This is a genomic window from Sphingomonas sp. CFBP 13603 (genome assembly GCF_014892665.1).
GTDB lineage: Bacteria > Pseudomonadota > Alphaproteobacteria > Sphingomonadales > Sphingomonadaceae > Sphingomonas.
In genome coordinates this window covers 242,008-263,295 of record NZ_JADBIA010000003.1, presented here as the reverse complement: position 1 = coordinate 263,295, position 21,288 = coordinate 242,008, and the positions used below count along the sequence as shown (strand labels likewise).

General features: G+C 66.7%; 17 protein-coding genes. 9 read left to right on the top strand and 8 right to left on the bottom strand.

All coding sequences use genetic code 11. The features are described 5' to 3' along the window. Positions 1-235 precede the first annotated feature (235 nt). Both IFR23_RS06710 and IFR23_RS06705 read left to right on the top strand, forming a co-directional pair. Entirely contained in the window at positions 236-679 is a 444-nt protein-coding gene (locus tag IFR23_RS06710; protein ID WP_192975218.1) for an MAPEG family protein, read from the top strand. Further along, positions 676-2,301, top strand: coding sequence for a M28 family metallopeptidase (locus IFR23_RS06705; RefSeq protein WP_192975217.1), 1,626 nt, complete (start codon positions 676-678; stop codon positions 2,299-2,301). Before IFR23_RS06710 ends, IFR23_RS06705 begins: the two co-directional genes overlap by 4 nt. A 257-nt stretch (positions 2,302-2,558) precedes the next feature. On the opposite strand, the gene IFR23_RS06700 is transcribed toward IFR23_RS06705, so the two are convergent. Beyond that, positions 2,559-3,218: an MBL fold metallo-hydrolase gene (locus tag IFR23_RS06700; protein ID WP_192975216.1), complete on the bottom strand. Its 660-nt coding sequence runs from the start codon at positions 3,216-3,218 to the stop codon at positions 2,559-2,561. A gap of 80 nt (positions 3,219-3,298) precedes the next feature. Here IFR23_RS06700 and pabB point away from each other — a divergent pair, with 80 nt between their 5' ends. The 4 genes from pabB to msrA all read left to right on the top strand — a co-directional run bounded on the left by pabB (position 3,299) and on the right by msrA (position 7,378). Beyond that, positions 3,299-5,059 carry an aminodeoxychorismate synthase component I gene (gene pabB, locus IFR23_RS06695; protein WP_192975215.1) on the top strand — a complete coding sequence of 587 codons (1,761 nt, stop codon included), beginning with the start codon at positions 3,299-3,301 and terminating at the stop codon, positions 5,057-5,059. A gap of 50 nt (positions 5,060-5,109) precedes the next feature. Further along, positions 5,110-6,309 carry a pyridoxal phosphate-dependent aminotransferase gene (locus IFR23_RS06690; protein ID WP_192975214.1) on the top strand — a complete coding sequence of 400 codons (1,200 nt, stop codon included), beginning with the start codon at positions 5,110-5,112 and terminating at the stop codon, positions 6,307-6,309. 210 nt (positions 6,310-6,519) lie between these two features. Then, on the top strand, positions 6,520-6,669 hold the full coding sequence (locus tag IFR23_RS06685; RefSeq protein WP_192975213.1) for a hypothetical protein: 150 nt from the start codon (positions 6,520-6,522) through the stop codon (positions 6,667-6,669). 49 nt (positions 6,670-6,718) lie between these two features. Then, positions 6,719-7,378 (top strand): peptide-methionine (S)-S-oxide reductase MsrA, encoded by a 660-nt coding sequence (gene msrA, locus IFR23_RS06680; RefSeq protein WP_192975212.1) that lies wholly within the window; start codon positions 6,719-6,721, stop codon positions 7,376-7,378. A 149-nt stretch (positions 7,379-7,527) separates the two neighbouring features. Here msrA and pdeM read toward each other — a convergent pair whose 3' ends face one another. Further along, positions 7,528-8,190, bottom strand: a complete 663-nt coding sequence (gene pdeM, locus IFR23_RS06675) for a ligase-associated DNA damage response endonuclease PdeM (RefSeq protein ID WP_192975211.1) — start codon at positions 8,188-8,190, stop codon at positions 7,528-7,530. A 124-nt stretch (positions 8,191-8,314) separates the two neighbouring features. Between pdeM and IFR23_RS06670 the strand changes: the two genes are divergently transcribed. Beyond that, positions 8,315-10,288: a potassium transporter Kup gene (locus IFR23_RS06670; RefSeq protein ID WP_192975210.1), complete on the top strand. Its 1,974-nt coding sequence runs from the start codon at positions 8,315-8,317 to the stop codon at positions 10,286-10,288. A gap of 189 nt (positions 10,289-10,477) precedes the next feature. On the opposite strand, the gene IFR23_RS06665 is transcribed toward IFR23_RS06670, so the two are convergent. The 3 genes from IFR23_RS06665 to IFR23_RS06655 all read right to left on the bottom strand — a co-directional run bounded on the left by IFR23_RS06665 (position 10,478) and on the right by IFR23_RS06655 (position 15,546). Further along, positions 10,478-11,875: a M20/M25/M40 family metallo-hydrolase gene (locus tag IFR23_RS06665; protein WP_192975209.1), complete on the bottom strand. Its 1,398-nt coding sequence runs from the start codon at positions 11,873-11,875 to the stop codon at positions 10,478-10,480. Between the two features lie 59 nt (positions 11,876-11,934). Then, positions 11,935-12,759 carry an aspartyl protease family protein gene (locus tag IFR23_RS06660; protein ID WP_244655494.1) on the bottom strand — a complete coding sequence of 275 codons (825 nt, stop codon included), beginning with the start codon at positions 12,757-12,759 and terminating at the stop codon, positions 11,935-11,937. A gap of 363 nt (positions 12,760-13,122) precedes the next feature. Then, positions 13,123-15,546 carry a ligase-associated DNA damage response DEXH box helicase gene (locus tag IFR23_RS06655; RefSeq protein ID WP_192975207.1) on the bottom strand — a complete coding sequence of 808 codons (2,424 nt, stop codon included), beginning with the start codon at positions 15,544-15,546 and terminating at the stop codon, positions 13,123-13,125. Between the two features lie 92 nt (positions 15,547-15,638). Here IFR23_RS06655 and IFR23_RS06650 point away from each other — a divergent pair, with 92 nt between their 5' ends. Continuing rightward, positions 15,639-16,244, top strand: coding sequence for a hypothetical protein (locus IFR23_RS06650; protein ID WP_192975206.1), 606 nt, complete (start codon positions 15,639-15,641; stop codon positions 16,242-16,244). A gap of 89 nt (positions 16,245-16,333) precedes the next feature. Then, positions 16,334-17,332 carry a ligase-associated DNA damage response exonuclease gene (locus IFR23_RS06645; RefSeq protein ID WP_192975205.1) on the top strand — a complete coding sequence of 333 codons (999 nt, stop codon included), beginning with the start codon at positions 16,334-16,336 and terminating at the stop codon, positions 17,330-17,332. Between the two features lie 12 nt (positions 17,333-17,344). Here the strand turns inward: IFR23_RS06645 and IFR23_RS06640 are convergent, their stop codons facing one another. The 3 genes from IFR23_RS06640 to lptB form a co-directional block, all read right to left on the bottom strand. Further along, a complete protein-coding gene (locus IFR23_RS06640; RefSeq protein ID WP_192975204.1) occupies positions 17,345-18,736 on the bottom strand; it encodes a DUF418 domain-containing protein in 1,392 nt (463 codons plus the stop codon). A 61-nt stretch (positions 18,737-18,797) separates the two neighbouring features. Continuing rightward, entirely contained in the window at positions 18,798-20,297 is a 1,500-nt protein-coding gene (gene rpoN, locus IFR23_RS06635) for an RNA polymerase factor sigma-54 (RefSeq protein ID WP_192975203.1), read from the bottom strand. Between the two features lie 153 nt (positions 20,298-20,450). Then, positions 20,451-21,233, bottom strand: a complete 783-nt coding sequence (gene lptB / locus IFR23_RS06630; RefSeq protein ID WP_107963957.1) for an LPS export ABC transporter ATP-binding protein — start codon at positions 21,231-21,233, stop codon at positions 20,451-20,453. Positions 21,234-21,288 lie beyond the last annotated feature (55 nt).

The following is a 21,288-nucleotide window of genomic DNA, read 5'->3' as shown; positions in this document are numbered from 1 at the left end:
CGGCACCTTGTTCAATCTAAAGGTCGGGGCTCCGAGTACGTCCGGACACGGGACACAGGCAACCGACAAGAATGCCGGCCGCCTGAAGCAACCCATGCGGCCTGACGCTCGCGAAGCGTGGCGCTATAGCGATTTCACCCCGCGTTGCAAGCTTCCGCCCCCCACGTTGCAACCCCTGATGTCCAGTGGCAGGGCATGCGCCTGACAAAAGACCTGATATTCGAGGGGCAACGCCGTGATATTACCCGTAACGCTGACGATCGCCGCGGCCGCCGCCGTCGTCAACCTGTGGCTCGCCTTCCGAATCGTGCCGATGCGCGTGAAGGAAAGCGTGCTGATCGGTGACGACGGCAACCAGCGCCTGCAGGCACGGATGCGCGCGCATGCCAACTTCACCGAATACGCGCCGTTCATCCTGATCCTGATCGGGCTGATCGAGCTCGCCGGCGGATCGACGCTTTGGCTGTGGATCGCCGGTGCGGTGTTCGTGATCGCGCGAATCGCGCACGCGTTCGGGATGGACCGGACGACATCCAGCGCACCACGGGCAGGGGGCGCACTGGCGACCTGGGCGCTGATGGCGGTGTTGGCCGGGTGGGCGCTGACGATCGCGTATCAGGCGAACAGCGTACCCGCTGCGAAGACCTTCCAGGTCGTGCCGTCGGGTGGCCGGGCATGAACGCGCTTCGTTTATGGGGTGCCGCCACGCTGCTGGCTGCGTCACCGGCGGCCGCGCAAGTATCGCCAGAGCGGTTGTCCGCCGACGTGAAGACGCTCGCCTCCGACGCGTTCGAGGGCCGTGCGCCCGGAACCCCCGGTGAGACCAAGACCATCGCGTGGCTGATCGCGCAGTTCAAGGCGATGAAGGCGCAGCCCGGTGGCCCGAACGGCAGCTGGACGCAACCGGTGCCGCTCGTCCACACCCGGATGGGCGCGGGCACCGTCCGCGCCGGCGACACCGCGCTGGTGCAGGGCCGCGACGTGTATCTCAGCACCGTCCGCGGCGTCGACCGCGTCGCGATCGCCAACGCGCCGATGGTGTTCGTCGGCTACGGCGTCAGCGCGCCCGAGCGCGGCTGGGACGACTTCAAGGGTCTGGACCTCAAGGGTAAGGTCGCGGTCTTCCTCGTCAACGATCCCGATTTCGAAGCGATCGCCGGCGACGATGCGAAGGGCAAGTTCGGCGACCGCCGGATGACTTACTACGGCCGCTGGACGTACAAATACGAAGAGGCCGCGCGACGTGGCGCGGTCGGCGCGCTGATCGTCCACGACACGGCGGGCGCCGGGTATGGCTGGAACACCGTCACCGCCCCCGCCGGCGAGAATTACGATATCGTCCGGAAAGACCCTGAGTCGCGGGTGATGCTCCAGGGCTGGCTCGAAGGCGGCGCGGCGACCCGGTTGTTCGCAGCCTCGGGCTTCGACCTGGCGGCGTTGCGCAAAGCAGCGCGGCGGAGCGACTTCCGCCCGGTCGCACTGAAGCAGGCGTTCACCACCGATCTGCCGGTCAAACACGACACCGCCGTGAGTCAGAACGTGCTCGCGAAGCTGCCGGGCACGAAGCACGCGGACGAAGTCGTCATGTTCGGTGCGCACTGGGACGCCTACGGCATCGGCGCGCCCGATGCGCAGGGGCGCACCATCCGCCCCGGCGCCAACGACGACGGCCTCGGCGTGGCGGGCGTCCTCGAACTCGCGCGCAATTGCGCCAAGGCCCCCCGCACCGACCGCAGCCTCGTCTTCGCGCTGTGGAGCGGCGAGGAGCGCGGGTTGCTCGGGTCGGAGACCTATGCGGTGAGCCCGGTCTATCCGGCCGCCAAGACGGTCGCAAACCTGACGCTCGACATTCTCCAGACCGCAGGGCCGGCGAAGGACGTCATGCTGGTCGGCGCCGGGCAGAACAGCCTCGAGGACATGCTGGGCGACGCCGCCAAGGCGCAAGGCCGCGTCGTAACCCCCGAAGCGCTCCCCGAACGCGGGCTGTTCTACCGCGCCGACCATTTCTCGGTCGCGCGGCGCGGCGTGCCGACGCTGCTGCTGATGGCGATCAGCGGCGCGCCAGATCTGGTCAAGGGTGGCCGGACCGCGGGGCAGGCTTGGCTGGACGGCTATATGAAATGCTACCACCAGACGTGTGACGCGTGGGGCGCCGACTGGGACCTGCGCGGGGCGGCGCAGGACGTGGACCTGTTCAAGACGATCGGCACGAAGCTGGCGAACAGCCGGTCGTGGCCCGAGTGGCGCGACGATTCCGAGTTCAAGTCGGTGCGGGCTGAGACGGCAGAGGAGCGGAAGTAAGGCCAACCCTCACGCTCGGGACCACCCCGGCGAAGGCCGGGGCCCAGTTGGAGAGGTCGCAATAACAGACCGCGACGCCAGCCAAACCTCGTCCCTCAACTGGGCCCCGGCCTTCGCCGGGGTGGAGCAATTGAGAGGATAGCGCTTCTGTTTCTTGTTCCCCCGCGAAGGCGGGGGCCCAGGGGCCAAGCGTACCGCCCTTGGTTGAGTCTGTGCCCCCGCCTCCGCGGGGGAACAGCTAGGGTTGCAAGCGGACGCTACTCCGCCAAAGCCCGATCGCTCACGAACATATTCGTCGCCCGCTCATGCGCGAACGTGCTCGCCGGCCCATGTCCCGGAATAAAGCTCGTATCGCTCCCGAGCGGCCAGAGCTTCTCGACGATCGACTTCACCAGCGTCTCGTGATTCCCGCCAGGCATGTCCGATCGCCCGACCGACCCTTGGAACAGCACATCCCCCACCTGCGCGAACTTCGACGGCGCGTGGTGGAAGATCACATGCCCCTCGGTATGTCCCGGCGTCTCGTACACATCGAGCACGAGGTCGCCGACCGAGACCGTGTCGCCCTCGACCAGCCACCGGTCGGGCTCGAAATTGACGCCCGAAATCCCGTATTTCGGCCCATCCTGGTCGAGCCGCTGCAACCAGAAGCGATCCGCCTCGTGCGGCCCCTCGATCGGCACGCTCAGATCGTTCGACAGCCGCTTCGCACCGCCGGCATGATCGATATGCCCATGCGTCAGCAGGATCTTCTCGACCGTCACCCCCGCCTGTTCGACCGCCGCCATGATCCGCGGCAGGTCGCCACCCGGATCGATCACCGCCGCCTTCATCGTCGCGGTGCACCAGATGATCGTGCAGTTCTGCTGGATCGGCGTGACGGGCACGATCGCGGCGCGGAGTGGTGGATTTGTCATGCCCTCGAAATAGGATGGCGCGTCGGTTGGAGCAATCGCCGCTTGCGGTTTACCCCATCGCCCGTGCAACAGTGAAGGCGATGTGGACCGCGCCCTACGTGTTGCTCGATGACGCCCGCGCGGCAGGCGCCCCGGCGCGAGTGTACCGCGATCCCGTCCGGATCATCCGCGCCGATACGCTCGCCGAAATTCGCCCCGCGCTCGACGCCCTCCGCGACGCCCGTAAGGAAGGGCTCCACGCCGCCGGATACCTCACCTACGAAGCCGGCGCCGCACTCGCCTCGAGGCCGGTCGACGTCCGCACCGAAGGCCCGCTGCTCTGGTTCGGCCTGTTCGCCAATTACCGGACGATCGCGCCCGAAGACGTGGCCGCCTTGCTCCCCGACCCCGCGGGCGCCTGGACCGGCGCACCCAAACCCCTGATCGACCGCGACACGTACGACGCTAGCCTGTCGCGCGTACTCGACCTGATCGCGGCGGGCGACATCTACCAGGCCAACCTCACCTTCGCCGCCAGCGTGCCGTTCGTCGGCAACCCTCTCGCGCTCTACGCCCGGCTGCGGCAACAGGCGAAGGCGGGCTATGGCGCGCTCATCGACACCGGCGAGACGCGGTTCCTGTCGCTCTCCCCCGAACTCTTCTTTGCGCTCAACGGCGACACGCTCACCTGCCGCCCGATGAAGGGCACCGCACCGCGCGGCGACACGCCCGACACCGATCGCGCGCTCGCCGAGACACTTGCGGTCGACCCGAAGCAGCGCGCCGAAAACCTCATGATCGTCGACCTGATGCGCAACGACCTGTCGCGCGTCGCTACCCAGGTCGCGGTCCCTGACCTGTTTACCGTCGAGACCTATCCGACCGTCCACCAGATGACCTCGACCGTCACCGCGACGCTGAAACCGGAGTGCGACGCGGTCGACGTCCTGACCGTACTGTTCCCGTGCGGATCGATCACCGGCGCGCCGAAACAGCGCGCGATGGAGGTCATCGCCGAGGTCGAGCACGCGCGCACTCGCGGCATCTACACCGGGTCGATCGGTCGGCTTGATCCCAATGGCGACGCGATCTTCAGCGTCGCGATTCGCACGATTGCGATCCGGGATGAGACCGCGACGATGAGTCTCGGCTCGGGCATCGTCGCCGACAGCGCAGCCGACGCCGAATGGGACGAATGCCACGCGAAGGGCGCATTCGTCACCGCCGGCCAGCGCCGCTTCGACCTGATCGAGACGATGGCGTTCGATCCCGACGACGGCCTCGCCCGTCTCGAGGCGCATCTCGCACGGATGAAGGCGAGCGCAGAGGCCTTGGGCTTCACCTTCGACCGCCACACGGCGCGCAACGAACTCCAGGCCGCCACCTTCCGGCTGCGCGGACCCCGCCGCATCCGCCTGTTGCTCAGCCCATCGGGCGCGATCGCGATCGAGGCGGCGCCACTCCCGCACTCGCCTGCGCAAGCGACCGTCGCGATCGTTCCGCTGCCCGTCGCCGCGACCGACTTCCGCCTCCGTCACAAGACGAGCGCGCGCGCCTTCTACGACGACGCGCGGAAAGCCGCGGGGACGTTCGAGGTGGTGTTCGAGGACGCGGAAGGCCTTCTGACCGAAGGCAGCTTTACCTCCCTGTTTGTCCAGCGCGGAGAAGGCCTCGTCACGCCGCCGCTACGGCATGGCCTGCTCCCCGGGATATTGCGAGCCGACCTCCTTGAATCAGGCCGCGCAACCGAAGCCCCGCTAACCCGCGCCGACCTGACCGCCGGATTCTTCATCGGAAATGCAGTCCGCGGGCTCATTCCCGCCATCGTTACGGTTGCGAATTCGACCGATCGGCGCGTATAGCGCCCGCGAATTCCGCGGCGACGTTCGCGGACAACCGCAAAGGTTACACCATGCACGCATCCGCCGCGCTCGGCCGCATCAGCCCCTCGCCGACGCTCGCGATCACCTCGCGCGTTCTTGAACTGAAGCGCGCAGGCGTCGACGTGATCGGGCTTGGCGCGGGCGAACCCGATTTCGACACGCCGGACTTCGTGAAAGAGGCGGCGATCCAGGCGATCCGCGACGGCAAGACCAAATACACAAACGTCGACGGCACGATCGAACTGAAGCAGGCGATCGTCGCGAAGTTCGCGCGCGACAACAACCTCACCTACACCACCGATCAGATCAGCGTGAACGTCGGCGGCAAGCACACCCTGTTCAACGCGATGGTCGCGACGATCGATCCGGGCGACGAAGTCGTCATTCCCGCGCCGTACTGGGTCAGCTATCCCGACGTCGTGCAGTTCGCGGGCGGCGTGCCGGTGATCGTCAAGGCGGGTCCCGAGGTCGGCTACAAGCTCGATCCGGCCGCACTCGACGCTGCGATCACCTCGAAAACCAAGTGGGTGATCCTCAACTCGCCGTCGAACCCGACGGGGGCCGGCTACACGATCGACGAGCTGAAGGCGCTCGGCGCTGTGCTGGCGAAGCACCCGCACGTGTGGATCTTCGCCGACGATATGTACGAGCACATCGTCTATGACGGCTTCAAGTTCGCGACGATTGCGGAGGCATGCCCCGAGCTGTTCGATCGCACGCTGACCGTCAACGGCTGCTCGAAGGCCTATGCGATGACCGGTTGGCGGATCGGCTACGGCGCCGGCGCATCGTGGCTGATCAAGGCGATGGCCAAGCTCCAGTCGCAGTCGACCTCGAACCCGTGCTCGATCGCCCAAGCCGCCGCTGTCGCCGCCCTGAACGGCGACCAGTCGTTCCTCGCCGAACGCAACACCGCGTTCCAGGGCCGTCGCGACCTGGTCGTGTCGATGCTCAACGAGATCGACGGCATGCACTGCCCGACGCCGGAGGGTGCGTTCTACGTCTACCCGTCGTTCGCCGAGCTCATCGGCAAGACCACGCCGAACGGCCGCCTGATCGACACCGACGAGGCGATGGTCGGCTATCTGCTCGACGACGCCAAGGTGGCGGTCGTGCAGGGCGCCGCGTTTGGCCTCTCGCCGGCGTTCCGGATCAGCTACGCGACGTCAGACGCGCTGCTCCGCGAGGCCTGCACGCGCATTCAGGCGGCGTGCGCCGCGCTGACATAACGCCGGCAACATTCGAGACACGCGGCGACATCTTCCGGCAACCCTGCCGGGCGATGCCTGCTGCACGATGAACGCATCGGCCACGGCGCGTTAATCGAGAGTTTCTAAAAACGACATTGTGGTTGGCCGGCATCTCTACGACATGCCGGTCCGTAACTGACGCTGACCTATCCGGTCGGCGCCATCACTGGGTTTCATTGGGATCGCATCATGCGCAGCATCGTAAAGTCGAGTTTCTTCTGGCAGTTCAGCGGCGGTTTCGTCCTCGGCGCCATCGGCTTGCTCGCACTGCAGCCTGCCGAAGCCCGCCAGACCTTCGCCAGCCATTTCGAGCACAGCGTCTCCGCCACCACGCGATAACTGCGGCGACGGCCTAGCGAAGTCGAGCGGCAACCCCATGTATCAAAACATGAAAAAGCCGCTTCTCGCCACGCTCGCCGCCGTCGGTATCGCCGGTGCGCTTATTGCCACCGACACCGCGCAAGGCGCCCGCGCCGTCGTCATCCCCGCCGTCAAGACCGACCTTCCCGCGGCTCCCGGTATCCAGACCGCGGTACTAGCCGGCGGCTGCTTCTGGACGATGGAAGCGGTGTTCGAACATGTGAAGGGCGTGAAGACCGTCACGACCGGCTATGCCGGCGGCACCAAGGCGACCGCGACTTACGATCAGGTTTCCGCCGAGACGACTCGGCATGCCGAGGCGATCAAGATCGCCTATGATCCCCGCGTGGTCAGCTACGGCACGCTGCTTCGCGTCTATTTCTCGATCGCGCATGATCCGACGACGTTGAACCGCCAGGGACCGGACAGCGGCACCAGCTACCGTTCGGCGATCTTCCCGCAGTCGCCCGCACAGGCACAGGTTGCGCGGGCGTACATCGCGCAACTCGGTGCCACGCACGCGTTCTCCGGGCCAATCGTGACGAAGCTGGAGACCGGCCCGTTCTATCCGGCCGAGGCGTATCATCAGAATTTCTATGCCCGGAACCCGACGCATCCCTACGTCGTGATGTGGGACAAGCCGAAGGTTGCCGCCTTCCGCGCGGCGTTTCCGACGATTGCGAGCTGACGCGGCACCTCCCGTCAAAGTGCACCACCCCGGCGAAGGCCGGGACCCAATTGGAAAGGTCGCAATAACGACGGACCAACCTTCGTTATGAACCGCCCGCAATTGGACCCCGGCCTTCGCCGGGGTGGTGGAATACTTCGGGTTACGATCTAGGCAGCAACCGGAAACCGCAGCATCCGGTCCGCCACTGGCACCATAGCCTCTGCGCCGACCCCGACAGCCCGAACGATCTCCGGATGGTCCACGTCCAACCCGCCAGTCAACGACCCGAACGCAGGCAAAATCAGCTTCGTTGCCGTCGCTACGAAACACCGTCGCGCCACCTGCTTCCCGCGTACGCGCAGCCGAAGCTTCGGATGGAAATGCCCCGACAGTTCCGGTCGCGTCTCCGCCCGGTCCGCTTCATGCCGCAGCACCAGCCCGTCGACGACCACCTCGTCCACGACCTCCCCGCCACACCGATCGAGAATCGCCGGATCGTGATTGCCCGTGATCCATGTCCAGCGCGTCCCGTCGGTCATCGCCCGCAGCATGTCCTGCGCGCGCTGCGGCAATCGCTCGCAGCCGTCGCTGTCGTGGAAGCTGTCGCCGAGACACCAGACTTCGCGCGCGCCGGTCGCGGCAACCAATGCGGTAAGGTCCGCCAGCGTCGCGATCGAATCATAAGGCGGCAGCATCTGGCCGCGCTTGGCGAACCAGCTCGCCTTCTCGAAATGCAGGTCGGCGACCAGCAGCGCACGCCGCTCCGGCCAGAACAGCGCGCCTTGCGCCAACGCCAGAAGCGCATGCCCGCCGAACGAAAAGGGAACCATCCGCCCGCCATGCCGGTGCGCGCCCGGTGAATCAACCCGCCATTGCCCGAAACCGGCAGGACTTGCGCATGCCCCCAATCGGCGTAAAGCGCGCCGTCCCCTCAGGAGGAGCGCTCTTCGCGCCATGACGTCCGTCGCCGGAACACCCCAAACTGCCGCTGTACCGGAAACGCCTGGCGATCTGTCAGCGGCGCATCTGCATCCGCACCCCGCACTCGCCGCCTTGACCGTCGGCGCGATCGGCGTGGTGTTCGGCGATATCGGCACCAGCCCGCTCTACGCGTTCCGCGAGGCGCTCGGCCAGACGTCCGCAGGCGGCATCGATCCGACCGAGATCCTCGGCGTGCTGAGCCTCGCGCTCTGGTCGCTGTTCCTCGTCGTCACGGTCAAATACGTCATCTTCCTGATGCGCGCCGACAACCAGGGCGAGGGCGGCGTACTGGCGCTGGCCGCGCTCGCCCGTCGCGCGCTCGGCATGCGGTCGCGGATCGCGATCGTGCTCGGCGCGGCGGGCGCGTCTTTGTTCTACGGCGATGCGATCATCACGCCGGCGCTGTCGGTGCTCTCTGCGATGGAAGGCCTGCGGACGATCCCCAGCGCCGCGCACATCTTCAACGAAGGCGTGGTGCGCGCGCTGACGATCGGCATCCTGATCGGGCTGTTCCTGATCCAGTCGCGCGGCACGGCGCAGGTATCGAAGCTGTTCGGCCCGGTCTGCATCCTCTGGTTCGTCGCGATCGGTGCGCTAGGCATCTGGCACATCGCCGACGAGCCCTCGATCGTCCGCGTGTTCCTGCCGACCTACGGCATCTCGTTCCTCGCCACGCACGGCGTCACCGGGCTGTTCGTGCTCGGCGCCGTGTTCCTGACCGTTACCGGCGCCGAGGCGCTGACCGCCGACATGGGCCATTTCGGCAAGCTGCCGATCCGCATCGGCTGGTTCTTCCTCGTCTTCCCGGCGCTCGCGCTCAATTACCTTGGCCAGGGCGCGTTCGCCTTGTCGCGGCTCGAGGACGCGGCAACGCGCGGTGTGCCGTTCGTTAACCAGGACTGGTTCTTCCTGATGGCGCCCGAATCGCTGCGCCCGGCGCTGATCATCCTCGCCGGCTTCGCGACCGTCATCGCCAGCCAGGCGGTCATCACCGGCGCGTTCTCGCTGACGCAGCAGGCGATCCAGCTCGGACTGCTCCCGCGCCTGCGCATCCGCCAGACCTCCGCGGTGTTCGCCGGCCAGATCTACCTCCCCGCGATCAACTGGCTGTTGCTGATCGGCGTGCTGGTGCTGGTGATCCAATTCAAGACGTCGTCGGCGATGGCGGCCGCGTACGGCATTGCGGTGACCGGCACGATGGTGGTCACGACCTTGCTCGCGTACATCGTCGTCCGTCACCGCTGGAACTGGTCGCGCCCACTCGCACTGGCGGCGATCCTGCCGTTCCTGACGCTCGACCTGATCTTCTTCGGCGCGAACATCCTGCGCGTGATCGAGGGGGGCTGGGTGCCGCTGGTCATCGCCGCCGCGATCGGGCTGATCATCTTCACCTGGGTACGCGGCAAGAAGATCGTCAGCGCGTTCGAGAAGCGCCAGAGCATCCCGCTCAGCGATCTCGCCTCGGCGTTGGAGAAGCGCCCGCCCGAACGCGTGTCGGGGACGGCCGTGTTCCTGACCGGCAACCCGCACGCGACGCCGGGTGCGCTGCTGCATAATCTCAAGCACAACAAGGTGCTCCACGAGCGCAACCTGATCGTCAGCATCCGCACCGCCGACCGGCCGTTCGTCGAGGAGTCTCAGCGGGCGAAGGTAGAACGCGTCGACGACAATTTCTCGATCGTCGTGCTGACCTACGGGTTCATGGAATCCCCCGACGTGCCGCGCGATCTCGGCGTCGGCAACAAGACCGAGCAGCTCGGGCTCGACCCGATGCGGACGTCGTTCTTCATCGGCCGGAACACGCTGAAGCCCGACGCGGAAAAGGGCATGCCGCCCTGGCAGGACCGAATCTTCCTGTTCCTGCAAAGGAACGCCAGCGACCCCACCGACTTCCTGAAGATCCCACCCGGCAAGGTGCTGGAACTAGGCGAACAGGTCACGGTGTAAGTCTCGCGCAGGGCGCACGGTTAGCGCGTACTCCCTCGCCCCTCCGGGGAGAGGGAAGGGGCCCGCGGCACTTGCCGTGGGAAGGGAGAGGGGCGTTGGGACGCACGGTCTCGAGCCCCAAGCCCCTCTCCCTTCCATCGCCTAAAGGCTCCTCCCTCCCTCTCCCCGAAGGGGCGAGGGACGTGGCACTCACCCCGCGAATGCCTTCACTAAGTCAAAGAGGTAATCCCGGCCGTCATACAGCGAAGCCACCCGGATTCGCTCATTGAGGCCATGAATGCCCCCCATGTCCTTGTCGATGAACACCCCCGGAGCCCCATAAACCGGGATCCCGATCGCCTCGAAGAAGATACCGTCGGTCGCGCCGGTCGACATCAGTGGGAGAATCGGCAGGCCGGGGAAGTGCTTCGCCGCGACCTTGGTCACCGGGCCCATGATCTTCGGGTCGAGCGTCGGCGGGATCGCAGTCGGCCGCACCGGCTGGTTCGCCGTCACCGTCACCTTGGCCCCCGCCAGCTCCTTCAGCTTGGCGAGCGTGCCCTCCACCGTCTCCCCCGGAAAGATACGGCAGTTGATGTTCGCGGTCGCGCGCTGCGGCAACGCGTTCTCCGCGTGACCCGCGTTCAGCAACGTCGCCACGCAGGTCGTGCGCAACGTGGAGTGCATCGCCTTGTCGCGGCTGACGATCGCATCCGCCGTCTTGTCCTCGGGGTTCGCGAGCAGCTTCGTGATCGCATCCCCCATCTCGCCCGGCATCGCCTTCGCGCTCGCCGCGAAGAATGCCTTGGTCGTGTCGGTGAACTTCACCGGGAACTCGTAGCCCTGGACTGCCTTCACCGCATCGGCGAGTTCGTAGATCGCGTTCTCGGGGATCGGCTGCGAGCTGTGCCCGCCGGGATTGGTGGCGAGGAACGTGTAGTTCTGCGCAGCCTTCTCGCCGACCTGGATCGCCAGCAACTGGCGCTTGCCGTTGTCGTCGATCCGCCCGCCGCCGCCCTCGTTCAGCGCGAACTCGGCCGCGATCAGGTCGGGCTTCGACTTCGCCAGATATTGCGCGCCGTTCCACGCGAACGTCGTTTCCTCGCCGCAGGTCAGCGCCAGCTTGATCGTCCGCTTCGGCTTGTACCCGCTGGTCTTGAAGCGGATCATCGCGTCGGACCAGATCGCCGCCTGTGCCTTGTCGTCGACGGTGCCGCGCGCGTAATAATAACCGCCTTCCTCGATCAGCTTGAACGGATCGCGCACCCAGTCCTCGCGCTTCGCCTCGACCACGTCGAGATGCGCGAGCAGCAGCATCGGCTTGATCGACGCGTCCGATCCCTTCAGCACCGCGACCAGCCCGCCGTCCTTCGGGTGCTCGGGCACCGAGAAATAGGTGATGTCGGCATCGGTATAGCCCGCCGTCTTCAGTCGCGCGCCGATCTGCGCCGCGGCCTGCGTGCAGCTGCCGGACGACAGCGTCGTGTTGGTCTCGACCAGTTCCTTGTAGAGCCCGAGGAACGCCTTCTGGTCAGGGCGAGACTGCGCCTGTGCGGTGACGGGTGTGGTCAGAATCGCCGCCGTGAGTAGCCAACCAGTCGCGCGCATCGTCGTCCCCTTGTTCGTTTCTGTGGGGAGAGTTGCAGCGAACGCGCGGTTACGCAACCTCAGCGCCGCGGCTCTCCGCCACGACGCGTTCCGCGAGGCAATGCCAGCCTGACTTCACGGTTGGCGAAATCGATGTCGACGCGGCGAAACAACTGCAGCACATCCATCCCGAGCAGCATCGCGGGACGCTCGGACAATCCGAACTGCCGGAACGGCGGCGCATCGATCGCAGTGAACGCGACGGGCACGTCGCCGAGCGAAAGGCTCCCGATCGTGACGCGGTCGATCGTCGTGTAATCCGCAACCACCGTTTCGCCGGTGACGCCGGTCAGCGACACCGACTGCGACGGCCCAGCGCGGCCCAATCCCTTGCGCGTCACCTTCCGGCGGAGTGCGCCATTGGCCATGCTCACGGACGTGCCGGTATCGAGGATCACGCGGATGCGGATGCCGTTGCAATAGGCGTCGGTGACGACCAGCTGTCCGAACAGGCTGCGCGCTTTGATCACGATCTCGTCGGGACCTGCGCGTTCGCGAGTCTGACGTTTGCGCGAGGGGGTGACGGTCATCGTCTTCGTGTCGAAGTCGATCCCCACCGCATGATCCTGCAACGTGTCGATCCCGAGCAACCCGCGCGCGCCGAGGTTGATCGCGCTGATCGCAGGGGCCTCGATCGCGGCGCTGCCGATCACGCTCACCGTGAGCGAGGGAATCATGACGGTGCCGATGCTGTCCGAGCCGGTCATGCCGGTCACGCGGACGATGCGGCCAGGCGCAAGCCCGAGCGTGGCCGCGAGTTCGCGGGCGATGACGGTACGCTGCGCGCCGGTGTCGACGACGAAGGGGAAGGGGCCGGCGCCGGCGATCGTCACGGGGACCGTCATGCGGCTTTCGTCGTCGACGAACAGGAGCGTGGCGGGGTCTGGTTCTGCGGTTGATGCTGCGGCTGGAAGGGGTGCAGCATTTGGGCGTGGAGAGACTGCGTCCTGAGCGCTAGCTTGGGCGGCGATGACTAGCAGTAGCGGGGCTAGCCACTTGTGCATGCTGCAAATGCTGCGCCTGAATTCACGCGCGTGCAACTACCGTTGTTAAGGACGAACGCTGCTACAAACGGCACCACCCCGGCGGAGGCCGGGGCCCAGTTGGAAAGGTGGCAATAACTGCAAGCCGCCCTTCGTTAGCAGCGTTCCCCAACTGGGCCCCGGCCTCCGCCGGGGTGGTGTGTTTGGGTGGGGGGAGGGCAACTTTTAATCCGGCCGCATCGCGTCGGCGATCATCGCCTCCGCCTCGATCAGCAGCGCGTCGTCCGAGCTGTTGGTCGAGATCTTCTCGCGCCCGATCAGCGTCAGCACCGGCACCGCCAGCGGCGTCACCCGCTCCAGGTCGACATGCACCATCGTCGCCGCCGCACGATCGAGCAACGACGCCAAACGCCCGACATCGGTCATCCGCGCGCGCGCGTCCGCCCACGCCGCCTCCAGCAGCAGATGCGTCGGCTCGTACTTGCGCAGCACGTCGTAGATCAGGTCCGTCGAGAACGTCACCTGCTTGCCGGTCTTGCGCTTGCCCGGATGCTGGCGCTCGACCAGCCCGCCGATCACCGCGACCTCGCGAAACGCGCGCTTCAACAGATGCGATTGCTGCACCCATTCGACGAACTCGTGCTCGAGAATATCCGCCGAGAACAGCGACGCCGGATCGACGATCTTCTCCAGCCCGTACACCGCCAGCGCATAGTCATTGGCGACGAATCCGAGCGGTTTCAGCCCCTGCGTCTCCATCCGTCGCGTGATCAGCATGCCGAGCGACTGGTGCGCATTCCACCCCTCGAAACTGTACGCGACCATGTAGTGCCGCCCCTCACGCGGGAACGTCTCGACCAGCAGCTGGCCGGGCTCGGGCATCACCGATCGATACGCCTGCATCTCCAGCCATTCGCGCACGTCGTCGGGGAAGCGCGCCCATTCGCCCGGATGCGCCAGGAACCCGCGGACACGGTCGGCGAGGTTGGTCGACAGCGGCATCCGGCTGCCGCCATAGGTCGGGATCCGCGCGGGCTTCGACGTCGCACGCACGACGAGGTCCTCGAGGTCGATCTTCATCACCTCAAGGCTCAGTCCGGCGAAGAAGAACGTGTCGCCGTGGCTCAACTGCGCTGCGAATGCCTCCTCGACGCGGCCGAGCACGCGGCCATTGCCGAACCGTACGTTGAGCATCGTTGCCTCGACGATGATGCCTGCGTTCAGCCGGTGCTGGCCGATGAATCTCGGATGGCTGACGCGCCACGTCCCGTCCGCGTCCTTGGTCAGCCGCTTGAACCGGTCATAGGCCTTCAGCGAATACCCGCCGTCGCTGATGAAGTGCAGTACCCGCTCGAACGTCTCGGTCGGCAGCGCGGAATAGGGGAGGGCGGAGCGGATCTCGTCGAGCAACGCAGCTTCGAGGAACGGGGCCGCGCATGCGCACGCCATCACGTGCTGCGCCAGCACGTCGAGCGCGCCGACGCGAAAAATGTCCGCATCGAGCTCGCCCGCCTCGACCGCGTCGAGCGCCGCGCGCGCCTCAAGATATTCGAAGCGATTGCCCGGCACGACGATCGCCTGCGACGATTCGTCGAGCCGGTGGTTGGCGCGCCCGATCCGCTGCAACAGCCGCGACGATCCCTTTGGCGCGCCCATCTGGATCACACAATCGACATTGCCCCAGTCGACGCCCAGGTCGAGGCTCGACGTCGCGACCAGCGCGCGCAGTTTGCCCTCTGCCATCGCGTTCTCGACCTTCCGGCGCGCCTCTTTCGCGAGGCTGCCGTGGTGGACGCCGATCGGGAGGTTTCCCGCATTCACCTTCCAAAGATCCTGGAAGATCAGTTCCGCCAGGCTGCGCGTGTTGCAGAACACGATCGAGGTCTCGTGCGCCTCGATCTCCGCCATCACCTGCGCGGCGGCATAGCGGCCCGAATGCCCGGACCACGGCACGCGGCCCTCGGGCAGCAGGATCGCGATGTTGGGATCCGCACCCGCCTCGCCGCGGACCATCGCGACCTGGTCGATATCGCCATCGGGCGCGAGCCACGCACGATAGCCGTCGGCATCCGCGACCGTCGCCGACAGCGCAACGCGGCGCATCCCCGGCGAAATCTTCTGGAGTCGCGCCATGCAGAGGGAGAGCAGGTCGCCCCGCTTGCCGGTCGCGAAGGCGTGGACCTCGTCGACGACGATCGTGCGGAGGTTCTCGAACATCGTGATGCTGTCCGGGTAGCTCAGCAATAGCGATAGCGATTCGGGGGTCGTCAGCAGAATCTGCGGCGGCTTGATCCGTTGGCGGGCTTTGCGATCCGAAGGGGTATCGCCGGTGCGAGTCTCGACGCGGATAGCGACGCCCATCTCATCGATCGGCGTCAGCAGGTTGCGCTGCACATCGACCGCGAGCGCTTTCAGCGGCGATACGTAAAGCGTGTGGAGACCGGTGGTCGGGGCCTCGATCAGCTCGGCGAGCGTCGGCAGGAACCCAGCGAGCGTCTTGCCCGCGCCGGTCGCCGCGACGAGCAGGGCATGATGCCCCGCGCGGCCTTCCGCCAGCATTTCCAGCTGATGCCGCCGCGGCCGCCAACCCCTCGCGACAAACCAGTTTTTCAAGGGGGAGGGGAGGTCGCTCACGGCCTGTTCACGCATCAGCGTCATATGGGGGCGTCGCGCCGCACCGCTATGGACCGCGTGCGCGATGGCCGCCATTTCGGCCAAAGCTCTGTTGTGAAAGACGATCGGTGTCGCTTCTTCGTTATCTCCTGCCCCTGCCGTTGCTCGCACTTCTGCCGTTCGCCAATGCCACCGCCGCCGACAAGTCGTTCGTCGGGGGCGGCGGCATCGTCCGATTGTCCTACGCCTCCAGCCTGACGCCCACGCGCAATTTCGCCGGCCGCGCGCTGATGAACCGCGGCTGGCGCCAGATGTGGGATGGCGCGCCGGTCGGTCGCGGCGTCGGCATCGTTCGCTTCTGGGAGGTCGCCCGGCCGACCAATGGCCAAGGGCAGGTGACTGAAATGATCCAGGTCGGCTTCAGCCGGAGCGCGGGCGTGGTCGCGACCTGCGGCACCGAAGGGCTGGTCTCGGGCCATGCGAAGCGCCTGCCGAACCGGATGCTCGGCGGCCATCGCTGGACGGTCTACACCAATGGTGATGCGGGCATGAGCCAGCAGGTCAACGCGACCAACTTCCGCAGCGTCATCAACGGCGCCTGCTACGCGATCGACCGCGTCACCTACGCGGTACGGGCGGCGAACCCCGCGAGCCGCAACGCGCCGACCCAGGCGGTTGCGGCGGCGCGGATGAATGCGATCCTCGCGACGATCAAGGTCGGCGGTCGGCGCTGATCGATCCTCCCTTTGGCGGGGGATGACGACGTAGGGCGGTGCATACGCCGCCGACGGCACCGCACCCCTACGTCACGCGTTACTCCCGCATGGCAAAACTCGGCGACTGGCTCGAACCGCATCCGCACGGCATTCTCGTCAAGCCGATCGACGCCTGGATCGACCCGTCGATCCCGACCGCCAAGGCGCTCGTCACGCACGGCCACGCCGATCACGCGCGCGGTGGTCACGAGGCGGTCTGGGCGACGCCGGAAACGCTCGCGATCATGGACGCGCGCTACGGCCCGCAGGCCGGCAACCCGGTCGCTTACGGCGAGACGATCCGGATGGGAGAGGTCGACATCGGCTTCGTCCCCGCCGGCCACGTCCTCGGCTCCGCGCAGATCGTGCTCGACTATCGCGGCGAGCGGATCGTCGTCTCGGGCGACTACAAGCGCCGCGCGGACCCGACCTGCACGCCGTTCGAACCCGTCAAATGCGACGTCTTCATCACCGAGGCCACGTTCGGCCTGCCAGTGTTCCGCCACCCCGACACCGGCGACGAGATCGACAAGCTGATCGTCGCCCTGCATGCCAACCCCGACCGCTGCGTCGTCGTCGGCGCTTATGCTCTCGGCAAGGCGCAGCGCGTCATCGCCGAACTCCGCGAACGTGGCCACGAGGCGCCGATCTACATCCACGGCGCGCTGCAACGCCTGTGCGACCTGTATGCGGAACACGGCGTCAGGCTCGGCGAACTGCTCCCGGTGGCGGACGCTAAGAAGGCGGATATGGCGGGGCATGTCGTGATGTGCCCGCCCGGCGCGCTCAACGATCGCTGGTCGCGACGGCTGCCCGACCCGATCACCGCGATGGCGAGCGGCTGGATGCGCGTTCGGGGCCGTGCGCGACAGAAGAATGTCGAGCTCCCGCTGATCCTGAGCGATCACGCCGACTGGGACGAACTGATCGCCACGCTGACCGAGATCGCGCCGCGGGAAGTCTGGGTCACGCACGGCCGCGAGGACGCGCTGGTCCACTGGTGCATGACCCGCCAGATCAAGGCGCGCGCGCTGGCGCTGGTGGGGTTCGAGGACGAGGACGACTGAGCCCTCGTCCCGTCACGCCGGACGTAGTTCTCCGGAGAATGGCGGCGGCGTCGCCCTGCGCCACGGCAGCGCACGTCCCTCCACCAGCGATCGCCACGCCCACTCCACCGGGGCGATGTCGAACCTTCGTACATAGGCGTTGGCGAGCAGCAACAGCGCGATATCGATCGCCAGCGCGGTCGCCATGAGACCGGTCCAGCCGAGCGTCCCGTACAGGGCTAGCCCAAATGGCGGGAACAGGATCCACAGGCAGACGATCGTCTGGAGGATGTAGATCGACAGCGCGGTCCGCCCGGCCGCGATGAACGGCCGCAACAGCATGGCGCCGAACCCGGTGCCGAGCAGCAGGCACACCGCGCCGACATGGCCGAGCGTCATCGCCTCGCGCGCGACTTCGACGGTGGCCCACATCGTCTTGGGCGCATCGTCGAACCGCGTCTGCTCGATCGCGCCGACGATCCGCAACGGGATGGCGACCGCGTAGGCGATCAGCGTCATGCGCAGATAGAAGCCGCGCGATCGCGAACCTTGCAGGATGCCGAGCTTGTAGAGCGCGGCGCCGATCAGCATCACGCTGGCGGCTTCCCAGACGAACAGCAGTTCGAACCCGTGCGTCTCGAGATAGACCGTTACGCTCCACTGCATTGCCGCCCATGTCGCGAAATTGCCGGTCCGCGCCTTGTCCTCCGCGACGATCCTCGCACGGCTGTCGGCCTTGCTCTTGGCGCGCTTGGCGTCGCCGGTCGCGATCTTGGCAAGCACCTTCCGATCGTCCGCGGTGACCGGTCGACCTGCCGCGCGCGCTTCGTTGATCGCGGCGACCTGCGACCGCTCCTGCAGCGCCTGATAATAGCCGAAATATCCGCCCCCTGCGAACTGCGCGACGGCGGCGATCAGCCCGATCGTGATCAGCCAGCGCGGCCGCATCCGGCGGAACAGGAACGCGATCATCGCGGCGATCGCGTAGGTGTGGAGGATGTCGCCGGGCCACAACAGGATGAAGACGTGGACGACGCCGAACCCGAACAGCAGCAGGTTGCGGAGGTAATAGCGCTTCATCACGACGCGCTTGCCGGCGCTCAGCGCGGCGCGATCGGTCAGGATCACCATCCCCGCACCGAACAGCAGTTCGAGCATGCAGCGCGCGGTGCCGTTCGCGATCACCTCGCGCAGCCACCATGCGACCTGATCGGCCTGTGTCCACCCGATATGCCGAAAATCGCCGAACGACGCCCAGAGCGAGCCGCCCATGTCGTTGATGTTCATGAACAGGATGCCGAGGATCGCGATCCCGCGGAGGATATCGAGAACCGCGATACGCGGCGCACCGTCGGGCTCCGTCGCCTGCAAGATCGCTGGTTCGGCTGCCGTGGCGCCTAAGTCGCGTGTGGCTTGGTCGTCCATCGTTCTGGGCCCCCCCGAGATGACAGGCCCGACGCTAGGCCTATCGCGACGAAAGGCAAGCTTAGCCGATGCCCTCTAATGTACGGGCCCGGCGGCGTTGCACCGAGCTTCCGATCCCGAGCGCCTCGCGGTATTTGGCCACGGTCCGCCGGGCGATGTCGAAGCCTTTGGCGTTGAGCAGGTCGACCAGCGTATCGTCGGACAGGATCTTCGCGCCCTCGGTGTCGATCAGCGCCTTGATCGCGGATTTCACCGCCTGCGCCGACACCGCCTCGCCGCCGTCCGCGGACTGGATCGCGCTCGTGAAGAAGTATTTCAGTTCGTACAGCCCGCGCGCGCACGAGACGTATTTGTTGCTCGTCACGCGGCTGACGGTCGATTCGTGCATCTCGATCGCGTCCGCGACCTGACGCAGCGTCAGGGGCCGCAGATGCGCGACGCCCTTCAGGAAGAACGCTTCCTGCTGCTTCACGATCTCGGTCGCGACCTTGATGATCGTCCGCTGGCGCTGATCGAGTGCCTTCACCAACCAGTTCGCGCTGGCGAGGCAGTCCGACAGCCACGCCTTCGACGCCTTGTCCTGCTGCCCGCCCGATAGCTCGGTATAGTAACTCCGGTTGACCAGTACGCGCGGCAGGGTGGAGGCGTTGATCTCGATCGCCCAGCCGGCCTTGGTCCGCGCGACGAACAGATCGGGCGTCACCGACTGCGCAGGCTCGCCCCCATAGCGGCACCCCGGCTTCGGATCATAACCGCGCAGTTCGCGGATCATGTCGGCCATGTCCTCGTCGTCGACGTCGCACATCCGCTTCAACCGAGTCAGTTCACCGCGCGCAAGCAGGTCGAGGTTGTCGATCAACCGCGCCATGCATGGATCATAACGATCCGCCTCCGTCGCCTGCAATGCCAGGCATTCGGCAAGATCGCGCGCGCCGACGCCGGTCGGGTCGAAGGTCTGGATCGTCGCGAGCACGGCCTCGACGCGGACCAGCGGCACGCCAAGCCGGTTGGCGATGTCGAGCAGGGAGACGGTCAGGTATCCCGCCTCGTCGATCTGGTCGATCAGATGCGCGGCGATGAACGCGTCGTCTTGGGGAATCGCCGGCCCGGCCTGTGCGAGCAGGTGATCCGCGAGGCTGAGGCTGGTATCCGCGAACGCGTCCAGATCGGGGCCGTCTTCGCCGCCCGCACCGCCCGCGCTCGCGCCGGTCATCGACAGCGCGCCGTCCATCCCGCTGCCGCCGTCGGCGACGCTGTCCTGCTGGTGGCTTTCGGTGGCGTAGTCGACGTCGAGCGTCGGTTCGTCGCCGCTACCCGTGCCCGCGACCAGTTCGTCGGCGGCGACGCGTTCGTCGCGGACTTCGGGGGCCGGCTCGTGGTCGGGGGCGTCGCTGTCTTCGGCGGCGCTGGCTTCGAGGAGCGGATTGCGCTCGACTTCCTCGGCGATGAACCCCTCAATCTCCAGGTTCGACAGCGCCAGCAGCTTGATCGCCTGCTGGAGCTGCGGGGTCATCACCAGCGACTGCGACTGGCGGATGTCCAGGCGAGGGGCGAGGCTCACTAGATCCTCCCCTGCAAGGGGAGGTGGCGGCGCGAAGCGTCGACGGAGGGGGGGCGCGTCAGACGCTGCGTTTGCGGAGGGCCCCCTCCACCAGCTCCGCTGGTCCCCCTCCCCGTGCCGGGGAGGAATGGATGCGCCAGCCTGTTCATAACTCTAGAGCGAGAAGCCTTCGCCGAGATACAGCCGCCGGACGTTCGCATCGGCGACCAGTTCCTCGGGCGAGCCGGAGAACAACACCCGGCCGTCGTAGATGATGTAGGCGCGGTCGACGATTTCGAGCGTCTCTCGGACGTTGTGATCGGTGATCAACACGCCGATGTCGCGGCGCTTGAGGTCCTTCACCAGATCGCGGATGTCCGCGATCGAGATCGGATCGATGCCCGCGAACGGCTCGTCGAGCAGCATGATCGATGGGTCCGCCGCCAGCGCGCGCGCGATTTCCGCGCGTCGTCGCTCGCCGCCCGACAACGCCATCGCCGGTGCCGCGCGGAGGCGGGTCAGGCCGAACTCCTCAAGCAGCGTGTCGAGTTTGCGCTGCCGTGCCGCCTTGTCGGGCTCGGACAGCTCCAGCACGGTGAGGATGTTCTTCTCGATCGTCAGCCCGCGAAAGATCGACGTCTCCTGCGGCAGATAGCCGAGGCCGAGGATCGCGCGCCGGTACATCGGCAGCTTCGTGATGTCCTCGCCGTCGAGCATGATCCGGCCCGAATCCGGTTTCACGAGGCCCATCACCGAGTAGAAGCACGTCGTCTTGCCCGCGCCGTTCGGCCCGAGCAGCCCGACGACCTCGCCGCGCCCGACCGAGACCGACACGTCCGTCAGCACGACGCGCTTGTCGTAAGACTTGGCGATCGAGACGACCTGGAGCCCGTTGCTCACCGGCGGCTCGGAAATCGGCTCGACGTTCTCGATCGGGGGCAGCGTGGTGGCGTCCATGGGATCAGGCCCTCGCAAAAGTCAGTCGCCGAAAACTCGGCGTTGATGGTGTCGC

Bases quoted from the DNA above. Each gene is read 5' to 3' on its own strand.
- IFR23_RS06705 (WP_192975217.1), top strand. From the start codon at position 676: ATGAACGCGCTTCGTTTATGGGGTGCCGCCACGCTGCTGGCTGCGTCA.
- IFR23_RS06700 (WP_192975216.1), bottom strand. From the start codon at position 3,218: ATGACAAATCCACCACTCCGCGCCGCGATCGTGCCCGTCACGCCGATC.
- pabB (WP_192975215.1), top strand. From the start codon at position 3,299: ATGTGGACCGCGCCCTACGTGTTGCTCGATGACGCCCGCGCGGCAGGC.
- IFR23_RS06690 (WP_192975214.1), top strand. From the start codon at position 5,110: ATGCACGCATCCGCCGCGCTCGGCCGCATCAGCCCCTCGCCGACGCTC.
- IFR23_RS06685 (WP_192975213.1), top strand. From the start codon at position 6,520: ATGCGCAGCATCGTAAAGTCGAGTTTCTTCTGGCAGTTCAGCGGCGGT.
- msrA (WP_192975212.1), top strand. From the start codon at position 6,719: ATGAAAAAGCCGCTTCTCGCCACGCTCGCCGCCGTCGGTATCGCCGGT.
- pdeM (WP_192975211.1), bottom strand. From the start codon at position 8,190: ATGGTTCCCTTTTCGTTCGGCGGGCATGCGCTTCTGGCGTTGGCGCAA.
- IFR23_RS06670 (WP_192975210.1), top strand. From the start codon at position 8,315: ATGACGTCCGTCGCCGGAACACCCCAAACTGCCGCTGTACCGGAAACG.
- IFR23_RS06665 (WP_192975209.1), bottom strand. From the start codon at position 11,875: ATGCGCGCGACTGGTTGGCTACTCACGGCGGCGATTCTGACCACACCC.
- IFR23_RS06660 (WP_244655494.1), bottom strand. From the start codon at position 12,759: ATGACGGTCCCCGTGACGATCGCCGGCGCCGGCCCCTTCCCCTTCGTC.
- IFR23_RS06655 (WP_192975207.1), bottom strand. From the start codon at position 15,546: ATGCGTGAACAGGCCGTGAGCGACCTCCCCTCCCCCTTGAAAAACTGG.
- IFR23_RS06645 (WP_192975205.1), top strand. From the start codon at position 16,334: ATGGCAAAACTCGGCGACTGGCTCGAACCGCATCCGCACGGCATTCTC.
- IFR23_RS06640 (WP_192975204.1), bottom strand. From the start codon at position 18,736: ATGGACGACCAAGCCACACGCGACTTAGGCGCCACGGCAGCCGAACCA.
- lptB (WP_107963957.1), bottom strand. From the start codon at position 21,233: ATGGACGCCACCACGCTGCCCCCGATCGAGAACGTCGAGCCGATTTCC.